Genomic DNA, 19,047 nt, shown 5'->3' on the forward strand with positions numbered 1-19,047 from the left:
GCCGGGTGGACCGGCGGGGGCGTCGTCTCCGTCCCAGGCGCCGCCGCGAGCGGTGGCGGGACGAGGACCTCTCAGGCGCCGGAGGGGGCTCCGTGGCAGGACTTGTACTTCCTGCCCGACCCGCAGGGGCACGGCGCGTTGCGCGCCGGCTCCTTGGTGCCGGTGACCGTCGCCGTCTTCGCCGCCTTGGCCGGACCGCTCTCCTTGGGTGAGGCGTCCAGGCTCGGCGCCGAGTAGCTCAGCTGCTCGTCCGACCGGCGCGGCTCCTCCAGGCCCTTGACCGCGAGCTGCGGTGCCGGACCGGCCGACGCCGGCTCGGCGGCGGGAGCGGCCTCGGCGGGCCGGGCCGTGGCGGCCGACGACCGGCGGGCGGTCGGGGCCTTCGCCGGCGTTGCGGCGGGGGCCTCGGCCGGCGTGGCGGCGGGGGCCGGCCCCGCGGCCGCTGCCGGCGCCGCGGTCTCCGCCGGCGCGGGGGTGGCGGGAGCAGGAGCCGCGACGGGGGCCTGGGCCGCGGCGGCTGCGGGAGCGACCGCGCCGTCGCCGCCGGCAGCAGCCGCCTGCGCCGCCTTCGCGGCCGCGGCCTGGCGGGCCAGCACCCGCGCCGTCCCCTGCTGGGCGGCGGCCAGCGCCTTGGCCTCGGCCTCGGCCTGCTTGGCCGCGGCCTCCGCCTCCTGCTGCTCCTTGGTCTTGACCTCCAGGTTGAACAGGAAGCCGACCGACTCCTCCTTGATGCCGTCGAGCATCTGGTTGAACATGTCGTAGCCCTCGCGCTGGTACTCCACGACCGGGTCGCGGTTGGCCATCGCGCGCAGGTGGATGCCGGCCCGCAGGTAGTCCATCTCGTAGAGGTGCTCGCGCCACTTGCGGTCCAGCACCGACAGCAGCACCCGCCGCTCGAGCTCGCGCATGACCTGCGAGCCGAGGGTCGTCTCCCGCTCCTCGTAGGCGCGGTGGACGTCGTCGAGCAGCTCGCGCTTGAGGACGTCGGCGGTCAGCGCGGCCTGGTCGCCGTCGGCCACGCGGTCGATCAGCTCGTCGCGGTCCAGGCCCACCGGGTAGAGGGCCTTGAGGCCGGTCCACAGCTGCTCGAGGTCCCAGTCCTCGGCGTAGCCGGTCTCGGTCGCGCCGTCGACGTAGGCGCTGATCACGTCGTCGACCATCGCCCGCACCTGCTCGTGCAGGTCCTGTCCGTCGAGCACCTTGCGCCGCTCGTCGTAGATGACGGTGCGCTGGCGGTTGAGGACCTCGTCGTACTTGAGGACGTCCTTGCGGACCTCGAAGTTCTGCTGCTCGACCTGGGTCTGCGCCGAGCGGATCGCCCGGGTGACCATCTTCGACTCGATCGGCTGGTCGTCGGGGACCCGCAGCGTGGTCATCATCGACTCGAGCATCGGGCCGTTGAACCGGCGCATGAGGTCGTCGCCCAGCGACAGGTAGAACCGCGACTCACCCGGGTCGCCCTGCCGGCCCGAGCGGCCGCGCAGCTGGTTGTCGATGCGCCGGCTCTCGTGCCGCTCGGTGCCCAGCACGTACAGACCGCCGGCCTCGGCGACCTGCTCGTGCTCGGCCTTGACCTGTTCCTTGGCGGTGGCCAGCGCCTCGTCCCAGGCGGCCTCGTACTCCTCCGGCGTCTCCGCCGGCGACAGCCCGCGGGCCCGCAGCGTCTCGTCGGCGATGAAGTCGGGGTTGCCGCCGAGCTGGATGTCGGTACCGCGACCGGCCATGTTGGTGGCCACGGTGACCGCGCCCAGCCGCCCGGCCTGGGCGACGATGTGCGCCTCCCGCGCGTGGTTCTTGGCGTTCAGGACCTCGTGCGGGATCCCGCGGCGCAGCAGCAGCTTGGAGAGCACCTCGGACTTCTCCACGCTGGCGGTGCCGACCAGCACCGGCTGGCCCTTCTCGTGCCGCTCGGCGATGTCGTCGATGACCGCGTCGAACTTCGCCGACTCGGTCTTGTAGATGACGTCGGAGCGGTCCGCGCGGATCATCGGCCGGTTCGTCGGGATGGGGACGACGCCCAGCTTGTAGGTCTGGGAGAGCTCGGCGGCCTCGGTCTGGGCCGTGCCGGTCATCCCGGAGAGCTTCTCGTAGAGCCGGAAGAAGTTCTGCAGGGTGATCGTGGCGAGCGTCTGGTTCTCGTCCTTGATCTGCACCTTCTCCTTGGCCTCGATGGCCTGGTGCATGCCCTCGTTGTAGCGCCGTCCGGCGAGCACCCGGCCGGTGAACTCGTCGACGATGAGCACCTCGCCGTTGGTGACGATGTACTGCTGGTCGCGGTGGTAGAGCTCCTTGGCCTTCAGCGCGTTGTTCAGGTAGCTGATCAGCGGGGAGTTGACCGCCTCGTAGAGGTTGTCGATGCCCAGCTGGTCCTCGACGAACTCCACGCCCTCCTCGGTGACGGCGACCGTGCGCTTGGCCTCCTCCACCTCGTAGTGGGTGTCCCGCTTCATCATCGGCACGATCCGCGCGAACTCGACGTACCACTTGCCGGCCGACTCGGCCGGGCCGCTGATGATCAGCGGGGTGCGCGCCTCGTCGATGAGGATGGAGTCGACCTCGTCGACGATCGCGTAGTGGTGCCCGCGCTGCACCAGGTCGGCCTTGTTCCAGGCCATGTTGTCGCGCAGGTAGTCGAAGCCGAACTCGTTGTTCGTGCCGTAGGTGATGTCGCAGGCGTACTGCTCGCGGCGGTGCGCCGGGCGCTCGCCGGAGAGGATCGTGCCCACCGACAGGCCGAGGAAGCGGTGCACCCGGCCCATCTGCTCGGCGTCGCGCTGGGCGAGGTAGTCGTTGACCGTGACGATGTGCACGCCGTTGCCGGTCAGGGCGTTGAGGTAGGCCGGGAGGACGCCGGTCAGCGTCTTGCCCTCACCGGTGCGCATCTCGGCGATGTTGCCCAGGTGCAGCGCGGCGCCGCCCATGATCTGGACGCGGAAGTGCCGCTGGCCGAGCGTCCGGGTGGCGGCCTCGCGGACGACGGCGAAGGCCTCCGGCAGGAGGTGGTCGAGTGTCTCGCCCTCCTCCAGCCGCTGCTTGAACTCGTCGGTCTTGGCCCGCAACTCCGCGTCGGTGAGGTCGGCGACGTCGTCCGCCAGCGACTCGACCGCGTCAGCGATCTTGTTCAGCCGTCGGAGGATCTTGCCCTCACCGGCACGGAGGATCTTGGAGAACACCACGTACCCCAGCGTAGGCGGCGTCCGCGCGAGACCCCGCCCCATCGCCCACAATCGGCCGGTGGCGCACCACTTGGACGACCTGGGCCCCGGGCTGCTCACCTTCCTCACCGAGCGGCACCTGGCCACCCTCACCACGCTGCGCCCGGACGGCAGCCCGCACGTCGTCCCGGTGGGTGTGACCTACGACGCAGCCACGCGCACCGCCCGGGTCATCACCTCGGGGAGCTCGGCCAAGGCCCGCCACGTGCGGGCGGGGCAGGCGCGGGTCGCCGTCTGCCAGGTGGACGGCCGCCGGTGGGTCACCCTCGAGGGGTCGGCGGTGGTGCGGGAGGACGCCGCGTCGGTGGCCGACGCCGAGGCCCGGTACGCCCAGCGCTACCGGCGGCCCCGGGAGAACCCGGCCCGGGTGGTGCTGGAGATCTCGGTCGACCGCGTCCTGGGCAACGCCTGAACGAGGGGCCGGCGGGACGGCGGGCGGGGCGCCTCCTGCGCCCCGCCCGCCGGACGATCAGAGGGGCGCCGCCGCTGGCTGGGCGGGCTGCTGCTCGAGCTTGCCGTCGAGCGGGGCGTCGACGAGCCGGATGAGGCCGTAGTCGTAGGCGTGCCGCCGGTAGACCACCGTCGGCCGGCCGGTGTCGGCGCACTGGAACAGGAAGAAGTCGTGCCCGACCAGTTCCATCTCGTGGAGGGCCTGGTCGACGGTCATCGGGGTGGCGGGGTGGTGCTTCTCCCGCACGATCCGTCCGGGCAGGTGCTCGTCGAGGTCGGTGACGTGCGGCCCCTCGGCGGCGAGCTGGCGCTCCCGGTCCAGCGCCTCGAGGACGCCGGTGTCGGGTCCTCCGCCGACGCGGACGGTGGCGGGGGTGCGCCGGCCGTGGTGCACCCGGCGGCGGTCGGCCGCCTTGCGCAGCCGGTGCTCGAGCTTGCCGGCGGCCAGGTCGAGCCCGGAGTAGAAGTCCGGGGCGCTGGCCTCGGCCCGGATGACGGGCCCCTTGCCCCGGAGGGTGATCTCCACGCGCTGGCACTGCGAGGACTGGCGCGGGTTCTTCTCGTGGAAGAGCTCCACGTCGACGCGGAGGATCTTCAGCTTGCCGTCGAAGCGTTCGAGCTGACCGACCTTGTCCTCGACGTGCTGTCGGTAGTGCTCGGGGACTTCGACGTTGCGGCCACGGACCACGATCTCCATGAGACCTCCCGGTAGGACGGGCTGTGATCGGTTCCACGCTAGTCGCCGTTCCCGGGTCCCGACAGTCGACCTTGTCGACCACCTCGACCCGGTCCGGGACCACCCGCCGGCGCCTGGGCGGAACCCCGCCGCGGGGTCGCGGCGACCACCGCGGCGAGCACCGGAGTGCCCGGCTCGGGGGCCACCGACGCCAGCTCGGCGGCGGCTCCGGTGAGGGTCGCCCCGCTGGTCACGACGTCGTCGACGACCACGAGCACCACGCCCGGGGGCCGCGGCGGCAGGTCGCGCCGCAGGGCGAACGTGCCGGCTAGGTTCGCCCGCCGCTCGGCGGCCGACAACCCCGCGGAGTCCCGGGCCCGCCCGGCGCGCCGCAGCAGCCGGGCCTCCGACGCCGGCAGCCCCGCGACCCGCAGCTCCGCGACGGCGCGGCCGGTCAGCTCCCGCACGTGGTCGCGGCCGCGGGCGCGCAGGGCGGCCGCCCCGCTGGGCACCGGGACCAGCCACACCGGCCCCGGGACGGCGGGCAGTCCGGCGAGCACCCCGGTCACGGCGAGGGCCAGGGCCGCGCCCAGCGGACGGGCCAGCTCGGCGCGGCCGCGCTCCTTGAACGCGTTGACCACCGGGCGCACCGGGCCGGCGTAGGCCCCCGCGGCCACCGTGGGCGGGAAGCCGGCCGGGAAGCGCCGCGGCTGGGCCAGGTGCGGCACGGTGAGCAGCGCCGAGCACCGCCGGCACAGCACCGCGCCGGGCAGCTCGCACCCGGCGCACAGCCGCGGGAGCAGCAGATCGGTCAGCGCCGCCAGCAGCCCGCCGTCCACTCCCCCAGCGTCGCCGTCCGGACGCCGTCGGCCCAGGGGCGGGGAGGATGTGTGGACAACGGGCTCACACGGGGTAGAACGGCTCGTCCCCGGGCAGCGGCTGCTCGCCGCGGATGAGCGTCACCCAGGTGCCGCCGGCGACCTGCCACTGCCAGATGGTGCCGCCGGCGCTCACCAGCGGCGGCAGTCCCGGAGCCGCGGCCACCCGCGTGGGCTGGCTGGGCAGCCCTGCCGTCGGCACGGCGCTCAGCCCCCACCCGTCCACGCCGACCGTGTAGGGGACGATGCGGTCCTCACCGGCGTCCCCGGCCAGCACCAGCAGGCTGCCCGCCGTCCGCCAGGCCACGTCGGCGACCGAGGACAGCGTCGGTGCCACCGCCCGCAGGTCCCGCAGCGCCACCGGCCCCTCGTCGGAGCGCACCACCGTGCCGACGTGGAGGGCCTGGCGCTGCCCGTCGTCCACGACCACGGCGGCGCGGACGCCGTCGGGCGAGAGCTGCAGCACGGTGGCGCGCCCCAGGCCGGGCAGCGTGGGCGCGCTGACCGACTGCGGGGTGCCACCGGCCGGCACCCGCACGACCGCGCCGCCGTCCCGGATCAGCCAGAACTCCGCCCGGGTCGCGGCGACGGTCGGTGCGCTGAGGGTGGCGCCGGACAGCACGGCCGTGAGCTCACCGCCGTAGTCCCCCGCCAGCAGCGTCGGCTGCCCGTCGCGCTCGGTGGTGCCGACCATCGCGGTGGGCTCGCCGGTGCGCCGGTCGGTGGACACCGCCGCGCTGGTCAGCGCGTAGGCGCCGGTGCCGGCCGGGCCGGGTGCCGGGGCGTTCTCGACCGTGCGCAGCGCCCCGGCCTGGAGGTGGTGGCCGACCGCGCCCACCGGGACGGTGTCGGGGTCGAAGGCCGACCAGGTGTCGGTCGACTGCACCGGCGTCACGCCCTCGATGCGCAGCGGCTGCCCGTCGACCAGGATGTCCACCGAGCTGACCGGCAGCTGCTCCAGGGTCCACACCAGCTGGGCGGAGAGCTCCGCCAGCCGCGACGGCGGCGCGTCACCCAGGCCGGTGAGGTCGACGGTGACGGACTCGGCCGAGACGGTCACGGTGCTGCGCAGCGAGACGCCGGCCAGCTCGTTGTGCACGCCGGCCGCCAGCGCGTTGGACGGCCCGGCGAGCATCCGCTCGACGAGCACGGTCGGCTGCGCCTCCCCGGTGATCAGGTACCGCGGGTCGGGCACCACCCGCTGCCCGGTCGGGTCGACGAAGTAGAGGTCCCGCCGCTCGTAGAGCCGCTCGAAGTCCGGCTCGAGCAGCAGCAGCCCGTCCGGCGGGTTGGTGATCCGCCACTCGCCCTCGACGTCGGCGAGGGTGAACTCCCGGGTGTAGACCTCCTGGGCGCCGACCTCGAACACCCCGCGCTGGTCGATGGTGCCGACCAGGGTCGCGGTCACCACGACCGAGCCGGCGTCGGTGGTGACCGTCGCGTAGTCCTGGCCGAGGACGGTGATCCCGGCCTCGTCCGACCACGAGTTGGCCGGCTCGGGCGCCAGGTGCTCCCGCGCCACCGGGTGGCCGCGGACCCGGCTGGCCCCGGCGTCGAGGAAGCCCCGCACGATCTCCTCGGGGGTCGCGTCCGCCTCCGGTGACAGCGGTTCGATCCCGACGGCGCGGTCCTGCCGGGTGGGCGCCTGGGTGATCGGCACCGTCGGCGAGCTCGTCGGCACCGTCGAGCACGCGCCCAGCAGCGCGAGCACGACGGCGGCCGGGACGGCGACGCGCCGCACACCCCTGGTGCGTGCCGGCCCGCGGCGCGTCACCGCGGCACCCCGGGACGGCGGGCGACCGCCGGGCGCAGCGGCAGGGGCGAGCTGGTGAGGTCCGCGCCGGCCGACAGCGGCAGCGTCAGTCGGAACTGCGCGCCGGCGCCCGGCTGGCCCCACACCTGCAGCCAGCCGCCGTGCAGGCGGGCGTCCTCGAGGCTGATCGACAGGCCCAGCCCGCTGCCGCCGACGGTGCGCACCCGGGACGGGTCGGCCCGCCAGAACCGGTCGAACACGTGCTGGGCCTCCGCAGAGGACAGGCCCACGCCGTGGTCGCGGACGGTCACCGCCGCCGCCGTCCGGTTGGCCGCCCAGGTGACCTCCACCGGGTGGCCGGCGCCGTGCTCGATGGCGTTGCCCACCAGGTTGCGCAGGATCCGCTCCACCCGGCGGGCGTCGACCTCGGCGATGACCTCCGAGCCCGGACCGGTGACGGTCAGCTCGCAGCCGTGCCGCTGGGCCAGGGCGGACGTGCCCGCCACCACCCGGCCCACGAGGGCGCCGAGGTCGGTGGGCTCCCAGTCGAGGACGGCGACCCCCGCGTCGTAGCGGCTGATCTCCAGCAGGTCGGTGAGCAGCGCCTCGAACCGGTCCAGCTCGGTGTGCAGCAGCTCCGCCGAGCGGGCGACGTGGGCGGGGAAGTCGCCCCGGGACTCGTAGAGGATCTCGGCGGCCATCTGCACCGTGGTCAGCGGCGTCCGCAGTTCGTGGGAGACGTCGGAGGTGAACCGCTGCTGCAGCTGCGAGAGCCCCTCCAGCTGGGTGATCTGCCGCTGGAGGCTGTCGGCCATCGCGTTGAAGCTGGTGGCCAGGCGGGCGAGGTCGTCCTCGCCGCGCACGGTCATCCGCTCCTCGAGCTGCCCCTCGGCCAGCCGCTGGGCGGTGCCGGCGGCGCGGCGCACCGGGTCGACGACCAGGCGGGTGACCAGCACCCCGATGCCGACGACGAACAGGGTCAGGGCGATGCCGCTGATCACCACGGTGCTGCGGATCAGCGAGAGGCTCTCCTCCTCCTGGTCGAGGGGGAAGGCGAAGTACAGCTCGATCCGCTCCGGGGCCGCGGTGTCGGTGGGCACCGGGGCGCCGATGAGCAGCGTGGGCCGGGGCTCGTCGGTCGCGTCGGGGATCATCGCGTACTGCGAGAACTGGCCGCCCGAGGCGACGTCGGCGCGCAGCTCGGCCGGGATCGCCGGGTAGACGAACCGGCGGCTGGGGGCCGGCCGCTCGGTGTCGCCGCTGCGGTAGACCATGACGACGTCGAAGTCACCGGCCGGGCCGCCGCGTTCCTTGAGCTGCCTGACCGTGCGGTCCAGGGTCGACCGGACGCTCGCCGCGTCGCCGGTCGCGATGCCGGCCACCTCGCTCTGCGCGTACAGCACGCCGGCCTGCGCCTGGTCCACCGCGGCCTGCCGCTTCACCGACAGCAGCTGGTCGCGGATCTGGCTGAACAGCACCATGCTCACGATCACGACCACGGTGCCGGCGACCACCATCGTGATCGCCCCGACGCGCACGTGCAGCGAGGAGCGCCACGCGTGCAGCGCGCGGCCACCCGCCCGGCGCGCCAGCACCCGCGCCCGCACGACGCGGCGGCGCAGCCCGCGGCGCACCGACGTCCGGTCCGCCGGGCGCGCCTGCCGCGGCGGGGCCGGGCTCACCACCCCGGCCGAGGACGACGACGGCGCGTCGTCCACCGGCGCGGGGGTCGCCTCGGTCGCGGGCCGGGTGGTGCTCACGGTCGAGGAGGCTGCCCGCTCACGGCGCCCCGCCGTCCGCTCACGGCGGCCCGGCCTTGTAGCCGACGCCGCGCACGGTGAGCACGATCTCCGGCTTCTCCGGGTCGCGCTCGATCTTGGCGCGCAGCCGCTGCACGTGGACGTTGACCAGCCGGGTGTCGGCCGCGTGCCGGTAGCCCCACACCTGCTCCAGCAGCAGCTCGCGGGTGAACACCTGGCGCGGCTTGCGGGCCAGCGCGACGAGCAGGTCGAACTCCAGCGGGGTCAGCGCGATCGGGACGCCGTCCCGCGTGACCTGGTGGGCCGGCACGTCGATCTGGACGTCGCCGATGCTGAGGTTCTCCGCCTGGCCGGTCTCCCCGCGGCGCAGCTGGGCGCGCACGCGGGCGACCAGCTCGACGGGCTTGAACGGCTTGGTGACGTAGTCGTCGGCCCCGGCCTCCAGCCCCTGGACGACGTCGATCGTGTCGCCCTTCGCGGTGAGCATGACGATGGGCACCGTCGACTGCGTGCGGATGTCCTGGCAGATCTGCAGGCCGTTGCGGCCGGGCAGCATGAGGTCGAGCAGCACGATGTCGGGACGGGTCTGCTGGAACACGCCCACCGCGCGGTTGCCGTCGGACACGAAGGCCGGTTCGTAGCCCTCGCGTCGCAGCACGATGCCGAGCATCTCGGCGAGAGCGGCGTCGTCGTCGACGACGAGGACGCGGCCGCGGCTGGAGCCGTTCTGGGGAGCGGTGGGTGGCACGGCGCCCATTCTGCGCTGACCGCGCGCAAAAGCGGGGACACCCGCCCGGAGGTGCTCCGGACGGGTGTCCCGTGCGTGTCCCCCGTAGCGGGGGTCGTCCCTCAGTAGCGGTAGTGGTCGCTCTTGAAGGGACCCTCCACCGGGACGCCGATGTAGTCGGCCTGCACCTTGGTCAGCTCGGTCAGCTTGACCCCGAGCGCGTCGAGGTGCAGCCGGGCCACGTGCTCGTCGAGCTTCTTGGGCAGCACGGTCACGCCGGGGGCCTGGCCCTCGTAGGCGGCCCGGTTGGTCCACAGCTCGATCTGGGCCAGCACCTGGTTGGAGAACGAGGCGCTCATCACGAAGCTGGGGTGGCCGGTGGCGTTGCCCAGGTTCAGCAGGCGGCCCTCGGAGAGCACGATGATCGTGTGGCCGTCGGCGAACCGCCACTCGTCGACCTGCGGCTTGATGGTGGTGCGCTCGATGCCCGGGGTGCGGGCCAGGCCGGCCATGTCGATCTCGTTGTCGAAGTGGCCGATGTTGCCGACGATCGCCTGGTGCTTGGTCTTCCCGAGCATCTCGGCGGTGATGATGTCCTTGTTGCCGGTGGCCGTGACGATGATGTCGGCCTTGCCGATGACCTCCTCCAGGGTGGTCACCTCGTAGCCGTGCATCGCCGCCTGCAGCGCGCAGATCGGGTCGATCTCGGTGACGATGACGCGGGCGCCCTGGCCGCGCAGCGACTCCGCGCAGCCCTTGCCCACGTCGCCGTAGCCGCAGACGACGGCGACCTTGCCGCCGATCATCACGTCGGTGGCGCGGTTGATGCCGTCGATGAGCGAGTGCCGGCAGCCGTAGAGGTTGTCGAACTTGCTCTTGGTGACCGAGTCGTTGACGTTGATCGCCGGGAACAGCAGCCGGCCCTCGCGGGCGAGCTCGTACAGGCGCATGACGCCGGTGGTGGTCTCCTCGGTGACGCCGGCGATGCCCTGGCCGATGCGGGTCCAGTACTGCCCGTCGGCGGCCAGCGTGCCGCGCAGCACGTCGAGGATGACGCCGTACTCCTCGGAGTCGGCCTCGGTCGTGTCCGGGACGACCCCGTCGGCCTCGAAGCGGGTGCCCAGGTGCACCAGCAGCGTCGCGTCACCGCCGTCGTCCAGGAGCATGTTCGGCCCGACGACGTCCCCGGCCTCGTCGCGGAACTCGAACAGCCGCTGGGTGCACCACCAGTACTCCTCCAGCGTCTCGCCCTTCCAGGCGAACACCGGGACGCCGGTGGGCTCCTCGGCGGTGCCGTCGCCGACGACGATCGCGGCGGCGGCGTGGTCCTGGGTGGAGAAGATGTTGCAGCTGACCCAGCGGACGTCGGCGCCCAGCGCGGTCAGGGTCTCGATGAGGACGGCGGTCTGCACGGTCATGTGCAGCGAGCCGGCGATGCGGGCGCCGGCCAGAGGCTGCTGGTCGCCGTACTCGGCGCGCAGCGCCATGAGGCCGGGCATCTCGTGCTCGGCGAGGGTGATCTCCTTGCGGCCGAAGCCGGCGAGGGAGAGGTCGGCGACCTTGAAGTCGCCGTCGGTCAGTACACGGGTGCCAGTGCTGGCGGTCATGTCGCTCCAGTGATCGGCCCGGCCACCGAGGCGGGCGCTCGTCGGTCGCTGAGGGTCCCGGCTGCCGCCGGGGAGCGAGCATGCCGAGGCTTCGGCGGGGCTCGTGCCGTCGTCCAGGGTACGCGGGGGTGCGCCGGGCCCCCGCCTACTCGCAGCCCACGCCGTCGCCGTCGCCGTCGAAGGTGTCCCGCCAGCCCGGCTCGCCCCGGCGGATGGGCGCCGCGCCGGCCGCCCGGACCGCGCCGCAGTCGGCGTAGCCGACCTCCCCCGGGGGCGCGGCACCCCCGCCGGGCAGCGGCTCGCCGGGGCAGTCCGACAGCACGGTGGCCGCGGCGTTGCGCTCGGCGCGGGTCATCCACAGCCCGTAGGCGGACTTCACCGCGACCTGCCGGGCCACGTAGGCGCAGCGGTAGGACCGGTTCGGGGGCAGCCAGGTCGCGGTGTCGCCGTCGCCCTTCTGCATGTTCAGCGGGCCGTCGACGGCGAGCAGGTTCAGCGGGTCGTTGGCGAAGGCGGTGCGCCGGGCGGCGTCCCAGCCCTGGGCGCCCTTCTGCCAGGCGTCGGACAGCGCGACGACGTGGTCGATCTGCACGTCGTCGCTGGTGTCCTGGCCGCGCCGGAACTCGATGGTGCGCCCGGAGTACGGGTCGTCGAGGGTGCCGGTGAGGACGACGCAGTTGCGGGTCGTCTCGCCGGTCAGGTCGCGGGCCAGCACGTCGTTGCGGGTGTCGCAGCCGTTGTGGTCGACGTCGACCCAGCCGTCGCCGAAGCGGTCGCGCTCGTACCCGGTGCTCGGCGCGCGGCCCTTCACCGCCACCTCGCCGAGCACCGCCAGCGCCGAGCCCGGTGGCGCGGTGGCGATCGCGTCCTGCGCGGCGGCGTCGGACAGCACGCCGGTGGGCGGGCCGCCGGCGTCCGGGGCGAGCAGCTCGCAGCCGCCCAGGGCCCCGGCGAGCGCGAGCCCGGCCAGGGTGGACAGCACGCCGGCGCGGAGCCGGCGCGAGGGCGCGGTGGTGCGGGCGGTCACGGGCCTCCCCGGGGCGGAAGCGACGACGACGACGACGCTAGGCCGACCGCCCGCCGCGCCCGGGGCGCCACGCCCGGGTCAGGGCCTCCCGGGGTCGGTGATCCGGACGACGACCTGCTCGTTGTTGGAGGTGTAGGCCTCGTACCGCACCTGCGCGCCGGTGCGGTCCAGCCACTCCTCCCAGGCACGGAACTCGTGCTGCTCCCAGCCGGGGAAGTTGAAGAACTCGTCGAAGACCAGCACCGAGCCCGCGGCCAGCCGGGGCCCGACCAGCTCCAGCACCGTGACCGCCGAGGAGTAGAGGTCCCCGTCGACGTGCACGAAGTCGACCGTGCCGGGGTGGTCGGCCAGGAAGGCGGGGAGGGTGTCCTCGAACCAGCCCACCACCAGCTCGGCGCCGTCGACGTCCGGCAGCCCGCCGACGGCGAAGGCGCCCGCGCGCACGTGCGGCCGGTAGTCCTCGGGCAGGCCCTTGAAGGAGTCGAAGCCGACGACGTCGCGGCGCCCGCGTTCCCGCGCGATGACCTCCAGCGACCGGCCCTCGAAGACGCCGAACTCCAGGGCGAGCCCGCCACGAGGGGCGATCTGCACCCCGTAGGTCAGGGTGCTCTCCCGGTCGTGGAAGGTGCGGGCCGTCGGCATCGACCGCGCGGCGAACCGCGCCGAGCCGACGGCCGCGTCCCGCTCCCCCGCCGCCAGCAGGTCGCGGCGGGAGCGGAACTCCACCTCGTGGACGGCCGTGATCGCCCGGTCGACCTCGGCGGCGACGACGTCACGGACGACGTCGCGGACCACGTCGTGCACCATCCGCGCCAGCCGCGCCTCGGCCGGTGCGACCACCGTGCGCACCAGCCACCGCAGCGCCGCCCGCGCGACCCTGCCCCGCTCCGACCGTCCTCGCGCCATGCGTCCGCCTTCTCCTCCCGGCGGCCGCCCCCGGGCCGGCGCCGGACCCTCCGGCGAACCTAGCGGTTCCCCGGCCCGCGCCGCCCCGGGTGCGCCCCGGTCACGGGCTGTCGAACAGCCGGCCCCACGTCGCCCGGGAGGTCAGCTCCGGGACGCCGGCCCGCCACTGGTCCCGGGCCCGCTCGCCCTCCCGGGTCAGCCGCCAGAGCACCGCCGCCCCGTGCCGGCTCAGCTCGCGCATCAGCTGCCGGTCGTAGCGGCGGACCCGCACGCCCTCCTGCGAGGGGTCGGTGACCACGGCGGTCTCGAACAGCGACACGTGCCACCAGTGGGCGTCGGCGTCGGCGATGGCGGCCTTGCCCTTCGCCTTGCCCAGCAGCTGCCAGAGGACCCGCTTGACCAGCACCGACTTCGGCATCGACGGCGTCCCGGCCGGCGCGGAGCGCTCCACCGTGTCGGCGTCCACGCCGGGCACCGCCGAGGCGGGGTGGTTCTTCGTCTCGGGGTGGGCCGACCACAGCGCGCGGATCTCCCGCGACACCTGCGCGCCGCCGTCGGCGAGCACCTCCGGGCCGCGCAGGAAGTCCTCGACCGCCTTGAGCATGAGCACCGCGAGCCCGTAGCGCATCGAGACCAGGTAGTTGGCCAGCTGCCGGGCCAGGTGCTCGACGATGCGCGAGCGGTCGAACTCCCCGTGCAGGGCACTGGTGATCAGCGAGTTGCGGAAGCTGAAGTAGCGCGACCAGTCGTCCCAGTTCTTCCACGCGAAGTCCGCGTGCCACACCCCCGCGCCCGGCAGGGTCACCGTCGGGAAGCCGGCCGCGCGGGCCCGCAGGCCGAACTCGATGTCGTCCCACTGGAAGAAGACCGGCAGCGGGTAGCCGACCGCCGAGACCACCTCGGAGGGGATCAGGCAGGTCCACCAGGCGTTGTAGGCCGCGTCGACCCGGACCTCCTGCTTCTCCTCGGTGACGTCGGCGTTGGTCAGCGCGTCGGGCACGGGCAGGCCGGCCCGCAGGATGTCCAGGTCGGCGGACTCGGCGCCGACGTGCAGCCGCTCGGGGTGGAACAGGTTGAGCATCTGCCCGCCGACGAGGACCGGCCTGGTGGCGGCGTCGGCCAGGCCGGTGAGGCGCACGGCCGTGTCCGGCTCGAGCCGGATGTCGTCGTCCATCAGCAGCAGGTTGACCCGGTCGACGGTCTCGTTGCGGATCGCCTCGTAGATGCCCCGGGTGAAGCCGCCCGCGCCGCCGAGGTTGGGCTGGCGCACGTAGCGCAGGACCGGCCCGAAGGCCTCCTGCAGCTGCGGGAACGCCGCGCGGGAGTCGACGGTGTCGGTGCCCTGGTCGACGACGTAGACCGCGCTCAGCCCCGACGCGACCTCGACGTCGGCGGCGAGGGTCTGGAGGGTGGCGATGCAGTCGTCGGCCCGGTTGTAGGTGCAGATGACCACGGCCGTGGCGCGCCGGCGGCGGACCGCGGGCACCGTCCAGCGCACCTGGGTGACGGTCAGCGGGGCGGCGGCGGTCTCGAACTCCAGCCACAGGGCGCCGCCGTCGACGAACCGGTCGATGGCCGCGGTGAGGCGGACGTGCTCGGCGTCGGCGTCGGTCACCCGGGCGGTGGCCACCGTGCGCGCGACGCCCTTGCTGTCGGAGGCCCGGACGCGGACCAGCCCGGTCCCGCTGGCGACCAGGGTGATCCTGACCTGGTCGGCCGAGGTCCAGCGCTGCCAGTAGGAGGCCGGGAACCGGCCGAAGTAGGTGTCGGTCGAGACGACCGCGTGCCCCTCGAGGACGACGCGGTCACGCTCGCGCACCGCCGCCCCCTGCACCGCGACGCTGTAGAGCTCCGCGGGGGCCTCGGCGAACGGCCCGGCGAAGAGGGTGCGCTGCACCAGCAGCCGTTCACCCACCGGGGTCGCGGCGGGTGAGCGGGTCGGGGTGGCGGTGGTCGGCGTCGAAAGGACCATGGGTGCCGGGTACTCCTCTCGAGCGGTGGATGGCTGCGCGGAACGGTAACCGGGGCGGTCGCTGCCGGACCGGAACGGGGCGGCTCCGTCGGACAGTTCACCGGCTGGTGTGCTGCCGTGCCGGTCGGGTGTGGCGCTGCGTCGTCGGATGGTCACCCGATCGGAGGACGCCGCCGCCCCCACGCCCAGACGGCGGACTGGACGAGCACCACCAGGGCGGCGGCCCCGGCGGCCAGGGCGCCGGTCCGCAGCCCGGGCGCCCGGTACTCCAGCACGAGCGAGTGCTCGCCCTCGGGGACCTCGACCGCCAGCAGGCCGGCCGGACCGTCGAGCACCTCGACCGGCCGGCCGTCGACGGTGGCGGTGTAGCCGGGCCAGGCCAGGCGGGCGAACAGCAGGCGGCCCGACTGCGCGGCGCGGTAGCGGACCTCCTCGCGCGCGGCCGTGGCGGAGTCGGCGAGCACGTCGGTGCCGGGCGGCGCCCAGGACACCCGGCCCTCGTCGTCCAGCGGGTCCTCGCGCACCCACACGACCCGCACCGGCGTCTCGAGGGCCACCCGCCACCCGGGGGGCGGGTCGAGGGTGGCGACGTCCGGCCGCAGCGACCGCTGCACGACCAGCGTCGAGACCTCCATCGCGTCGACCAGGGGGACGTCGTACCCGGGGCCGGCCGGCTGCCACAGGCGGTCGAACGCCTCCGGGCAGGTGGCCCCCCGGTAGTCCATGCACAGCTCGGTGGTGAACTCGCGGAACCCGATGCCGCTGTAGCTGGTCACGGTCGGCACGCCGGTCGCCCGGGGCAGGTTGCCGAAGACGATCTCCCCCTCCCGCATCTGCCCGGTCGTGACACCGGCCAGGCCGGCGACCTGCAGGACGGTGCCCTCGTAGGCCGACATGCCCTCGGCCACGCCCGGCAGGTCGTAGGCCGGCTGGACCGGCGGGGCGGCGCCCTCCGGGCGGGGCGGCAGCACGCTGGTCTGGAAGGTGAGGACGGCGGCGGTGCCGAGGACCACCACGGCACCGAGGGCGGGCAGGCCACGACGGCGACCGGCCAGGACGGCGAGCGCGGTCAGCCCGCCGACCAGCACGAGACCGACCAGGTGGACGACGCCGAGGTCGGCGGGCCGCACCGCCCAGGCCAGGTAGTACCCGGCGCCGACGACCGCCGCGCTGACCACCGCACGCCCGCGCACCGCGGTCGTGGCCAGGCCCGCGGAGAGGACGACGGCGAACAGCACCGCGACCGGCAGCCACAGGTACTCGACCAGGCGGACCGGCCAGCGGAACAGCCAGAGGTTGGACGGCGCCAGGGTGGCGAGGAGGTACCAGGCGGCCACCACGAACACGCTGACCAGCGAGCGCGCGCGGCGGCGCAGCCGGTCCCAGCGCAGCCACGGCAGCAGCGGCAGCACGAACCAGGCCAGGTAGGTGGAGGGGACGGTCTCCAGCAGGGCGCCGTTCCAGTTGGTGATCGACGGCAGGTAGCTCGGGGAGCTGGCCGCCGCGAGGTCGCCGAGGTCGGGCACCAGGAAGGTGTCGTTGACGACGTCGGCCAGCTGCTCGCGCGAGGACACCGGGTTGGCGCCCAGCAGCGGCAGGAAGACCAGCAGGGCCACCGTGCCGACACAGATCCCCAGCACGGCCAGGTGGACCAGCCGGCGCCAGCGGCGGCGGAGGAGCAGGTCGACGCCGAGCGCCGCCACGACGACGGCCAGGCCGAGCGGCCCGTACGGGTTGCCGGTGGTGACCGCCAGGAAGCCGAAGACGAACGGCACGACCGGGCTGCCCCGGCCGCGGGTGAGCCGGTGCGCGGACCACCAGAAGTGCGTGACCCACGTGAAGGCCATGAGCCCGGCCGGCCAGCCGGAGGCCTCGTACCAGAGGGTGAACCCGGCCACGGGGACGGCGGTCGCGACGACGGCCGCCGGCCAGCGGGCCGCGCCGTAGCCACGGGCGAGCAGGAACACGCCCATGGCGAGCACGCCGAGGAACTCGACCATGACGACGAACGCGGCCAGCGACAGGTTGTCGAAGGTCGAGACGAGCACGAAGTTCAGCAGGTTGACCGGGTTCCAGATGCCGGTCAGCGCCTCGGCGGCGTAGTTGCCGCCCACCCACCCGGCGGGGTCCATGGCCGGCCACTGCCCGGCGCGCAGCTGCTGGCCGAACAGGTGCCACAGCGGGGCGAACTGCTCGTGCTGGTCGCCGACGTAGTAGAAGAAGTCGCCGCGCCACTGCGGGATGACGCCCAGGGCCCACACCAGCGCCCCGACGCCGAGGGTGACCAGCCACTCGGGCAGCGGGCGCCTCCGCCGCGGCGCGGCGGAGGCGCCCGCGCCGGCGACGACCTCGGGTGCCGCCACCGGCGGCGGGTGCTCGTGGGTGCCGGCCGTCACCGGCCGGTCTCCCCCGGGACCGTGCCGACGGGCACCGCCGGCCGGCCGGCCAGCACCCGCCGGGACAGCAGGAAGGTCACCGGGATCGCGGCGGCGGCGGCCACCAGGGGCGCGATGCGCTCACCCATGCCCAGCCACTCGACCAGGACCACCACACCCACCGTCGTCATCACGTAGTTGGTCATGTTGGTCAGCGGGAACAGCGCGAACTTCTTCCAGGTCGGCCGGGTGTGGAAGGTCCAGTAGCAGTTGAGGAAGAACGACACGACCATCGCCACCGCGATCGCGCCCAGGTGCGCCGCCAGGTAGTGCACGACCGTGCGCAGCAGCAGGTAGGTGCCGTAGTAGACCCCGGTGTTGACGACACCGACGACGGCGAACCGGAGGACGGGGCGCAGCCGGGCCGGGATCACGACCACGGTGCGGCGTCGCCCGGGACGGGGGTGGACCCGCCGTCGCCGGCCGGACGCGACGAGGCGCCCCGCGCGCTGCTCCCCCGCGGGATCCGGCGCGTGGGGTGCGCGGTCCCGGACTCCGGCGCAGCCGGGGGCGGGGCCCCCGGAGCCCGCCCCGGTGCGGGGTGGACGGGGACGGCCTCGTTCACGCCGTCCATGGCGACGTGGTTGCCGACCAGGACCGTGCTGCGCGCCGGCGCCCGGGTCCGCCGCGGGGTGCCCGTCGGCGCGTGGTTGTCGCTGGACTCGGCGACGAGGAAGTGCGGCCGCTGCTTGGACTCGTAGTAGATGCGGCCGACGTACTCCCCGATCACGCCGAGGAAGAGCAGCTGCAGGCCGCCGAGGCCGATGACCGCGGCCACCAGCGTGATGTACCCGGGCACGGTGACGCCGTCGACGATGGCCGCGATGACCAGGAACGCGGTGTAGCCGAAGGCCAGCGCGGTGACCACCAGGCCCACGTAGATCGCCAGGCGCAGCGGGGCGTTGTTGAACGACATCACCCCGTCGATGCCGTAGTTGAGCAGCCGGCGCAGCGTCCAGCGGCTGGCGTCGCCGCCGTACCGGGACTCGTTGCGGTAGTCGATCGTGGCGGTCGGGAAGCCGATCCAGGCGAACAGGCCCTTGGAGAAGCGGTTGTACTCACCCAGCTGCAGCAGCGCGTCCACCGCGCGGCGGCTGAGCAGCCGGAAGTCGCCGACGCCGTCCTCGATGCGCACCTCGACGAGGGAGTTCACCAGCCGGTAGTAGGTCCGCGAGAGCAGCGTGCGGCCGAAGGCGTCGCCGTCCCGGGTGCGGCGGGCCACCACCTGGTCGTGGCCCTGGTGGTGCAGCTCGAGCATGTCCACGATCAGCCGCGGGGGGTGCTGCAGGTCGGCGTCCATGAGCACGACCGCGTCGCCGCGGGCGTAGGCCAGGCCGGCGAGCATCGCCGACTCCTTGCCGAAGTTCCGGCTCAGGGAGACGTAGCGCACCCGGCGGTCCGCGGCGCTGAGCTGCCGGAGCACCTCGACCGTCCGGTCCCGGCTGCCGTCGTCGACCAGCACGATCTCCAGCTCCACGCCCGTCGGCGCCACCGCCGCACGCACCTGCTCGACCAGTTCCGGGAGCACGCGCTCCTCGTTGTGACAGGGGACGACGACGGACAGCAACATGTCCGCCATCCTGACGGAACGCGGGCCGGTGCGCAGTCGCCTCCCGCGCGCCGGTTCCCGGCCCGCCCCAG

At 74.2% G+C, this 19,047-nt stretch carries 14 protein-coding genes; 1 reads left to right on the forward strand and 13 read right to left on the reverse strand.

Translation table 11 applies throughout. The annotated features are described in order from the left end of the window. Positions 1-71: 71 nt before the first annotated feature. Positions 72-3,176 (reverse strand): preprotein translocase subunit SecA, encoded by a 3,105-nt coding sequence (secA, locus tag ACI79E_RS04525; protein ID WP_456931346.1) that lies wholly within the window; start codon positions 3,174-3,176, stop codon positions 72-74. Between the two features lie 58 nt (positions 3,177-3,234). Here secA and ACI79E_RS04530 point away from each other — a divergent pair, with 58 nt between their 5' ends. Further along, positions 3,235-3,627: a pyridoxamine 5'-phosphate oxidase family protein gene (locus ACI79E_RS04530; RefSeq protein ID WP_456931347.1), complete on the forward strand. Its 393-nt coding sequence runs from the start codon at positions 3,235-3,237 to the stop codon at positions 3,625-3,627. Positions 3,628-3,684: 57 nt separating this feature from the next. Here the strand turns inward: ACI79E_RS04530 and hpf are convergent, their stop codons facing one another. The 12 genes from hpf to ACI79E_RS04590 all read right to left on the reverse strand — a co-directional run bounded on the left by hpf (position 3,685) and on the right by ACI79E_RS04590 (position 18,976). After that, a complete protein-coding gene (hpf, locus tag ACI79E_RS04535) occupies positions 3,685-4,362 on the reverse strand; it encodes a ribosome hibernation-promoting factor, HPF/YfiA family (RefSeq protein WP_456931348.1) in 678 nt (225 codons plus the stop codon). A 38-nt stretch (positions 4,363-4,400) separates the two neighbouring features. Next, entirely contained in the window at positions 4,401-5,180 is a 780-nt protein-coding gene (locus tag ACI79E_RS04540) for a ComF family protein (RefSeq protein ID WP_456931349.1), read from the reverse strand. Between the two features lie 64 nt (positions 5,181-5,244). Then, positions 5,245-6,960: an LpqB family beta-propeller domain-containing protein gene (locus ACI79E_RS04545; protein WP_456931350.1), complete on the reverse strand. Its 1,716-nt coding sequence runs from the start codon at positions 6,958-6,960 to the stop codon at positions 5,245-5,247. Positions 6,961-6,989: 29 nt separating this feature from the next. Next, positions 6,990-8,732, reverse strand: a complete 1,743-nt coding sequence (gene mtrB / locus ACI79E_RS04550) for an MtrAB system histidine kinase MtrB (RefSeq protein WP_456931351.1) — start codon at positions 8,730-8,732, stop codon at positions 6,990-6,992. Positions 8,733-8,772: 40 nt separating this feature from the next. Continuing rightward, positions 8,773-9,489, reverse strand: coding sequence for an MtrAB system response regulator MtrA (gene mtrA / locus ACI79E_RS04555; RefSeq protein ID WP_419753948.1), 717 nt, complete (start codon positions 9,487-9,489; stop codon positions 8,773-8,775). A gap of 92 nt (positions 9,490-9,581) precedes the next feature. Continuing rightward, positions 9,582-11,066 carry an adenosylhomocysteinase gene (gene ahcY, locus ACI79E_RS04560; RefSeq protein WP_456931352.1) on the reverse strand — a complete coding sequence of 495 codons (1,485 nt, stop codon included), beginning with the start codon at positions 11,064-11,066 and terminating at the stop codon, positions 9,582-9,584. Positions 11,067-11,211: 145 nt separating this feature from the next. Next, entirely contained in the window at positions 11,212-12,093 is an 882-nt protein-coding gene (locus tag ACI79E_RS04565) for a GmrSD restriction endonuclease domain-containing protein (protein WP_456931353.1), read from the reverse strand. Positions 12,094-12,171: 78 nt separating this feature from the next. Beyond that, positions 12,172-12,999: a class I SAM-dependent methyltransferase gene (locus ACI79E_RS04570; RefSeq protein ID WP_456931354.1), complete on the reverse strand. Its 828-nt coding sequence runs from the start codon at positions 12,997-12,999 to the stop codon at positions 12,172-12,174. 100 nt (positions 13,000-13,099) lie between these two features. Further along, positions 13,100-14,971 (reverse strand): glycosyltransferase, encoded by a 1,872-nt coding sequence (locus ACI79E_RS04575; RefSeq protein ID WP_456931355.1) that lies wholly within the window; start codon positions 14,969-14,971, stop codon positions 13,100-13,102. Between the two features lie 152 nt (positions 14,972-15,123). Continuing rightward, positions 15,124-17,367, reverse strand: a complete 2,244-nt coding sequence (locus ACI79E_RS04580; RefSeq protein WP_456931356.1) for a hypothetical protein — start codon at positions 17,365-17,367, stop codon at positions 15,124-15,126. After that, complete coding sequence (locus ACI79E_RS04585; protein WP_456931357.1) at positions 17,364-17,786, reverse strand: GtrA family protein; 423 nt, start codon at positions 17,784-17,786, stop codon at positions 17,364-17,366. Before ACI79E_RS04585 ends, ACI79E_RS04580 begins: the two co-directional genes overlap by 4 nt. Continuing rightward, on the reverse strand, positions 17,777-18,976 hold the full coding sequence (locus ACI79E_RS04590) for a glycosyltransferase family 2 protein (RefSeq protein ID WP_456931358.1): 1,200 nt from the start codon (positions 18,974-18,976) through the stop codon (positions 17,777-17,779). Before ACI79E_RS04590 ends, ACI79E_RS04585 begins: the two co-directional genes overlap by 10 nt. Positions 18,977-19,047 lie beyond the last annotated feature (71 nt).

The organism is Geodermatophilus sp. SYSU D00079 (assembly GCF_054050635.1).

What these genes read in the sequence shown, in the direction of transcription:
- hpf (WP_456931348.1), bottom strand. Translation starts at nt 4,362, where the DNA reads ATGGAGATCGTGGTCCGTGGCCGCAACGTCGAAGTCCCCGAGCACTAC.
- mtrA (WP_419753948.1), bottom strand. Translation starts at nt 9,489, where the DNA reads ATGGGCGCCGTGCCACCCACCGCTCCCCAGAACGGCTCCAGCCGCGGC.
- ahcY (WP_456931352.1), bottom strand. Translation starts at nt 11,066, where the DNA reads ATGACCGCCAGCACTGGCACCCGTGTACTGACCGACGGCGACTTCAAG.
- ACI79E_RS04570 (WP_456931354.1), bottom strand. Translation starts at nt 12,999, where the DNA reads ATGGCGCGAGGACGGTCGGAGCGGGGCAGGGTCGCGCGGGCGGCGCTG.
- ACI79E_RS04575 (WP_456931355.1), bottom strand. Translation starts at nt 14,971, where the DNA reads ATGGTCCTTTCGACGCCGACCACCGCCACCCCGACCCGCTCACCCGCC.
- ACI79E_RS04590 (WP_456931358.1), bottom strand. Translation starts at nt 18,976, where the DNA reads ATGTTGCTGTCCGTCGTCGTCCCCTGTCACAACGAGGAGCGCGTGCTC.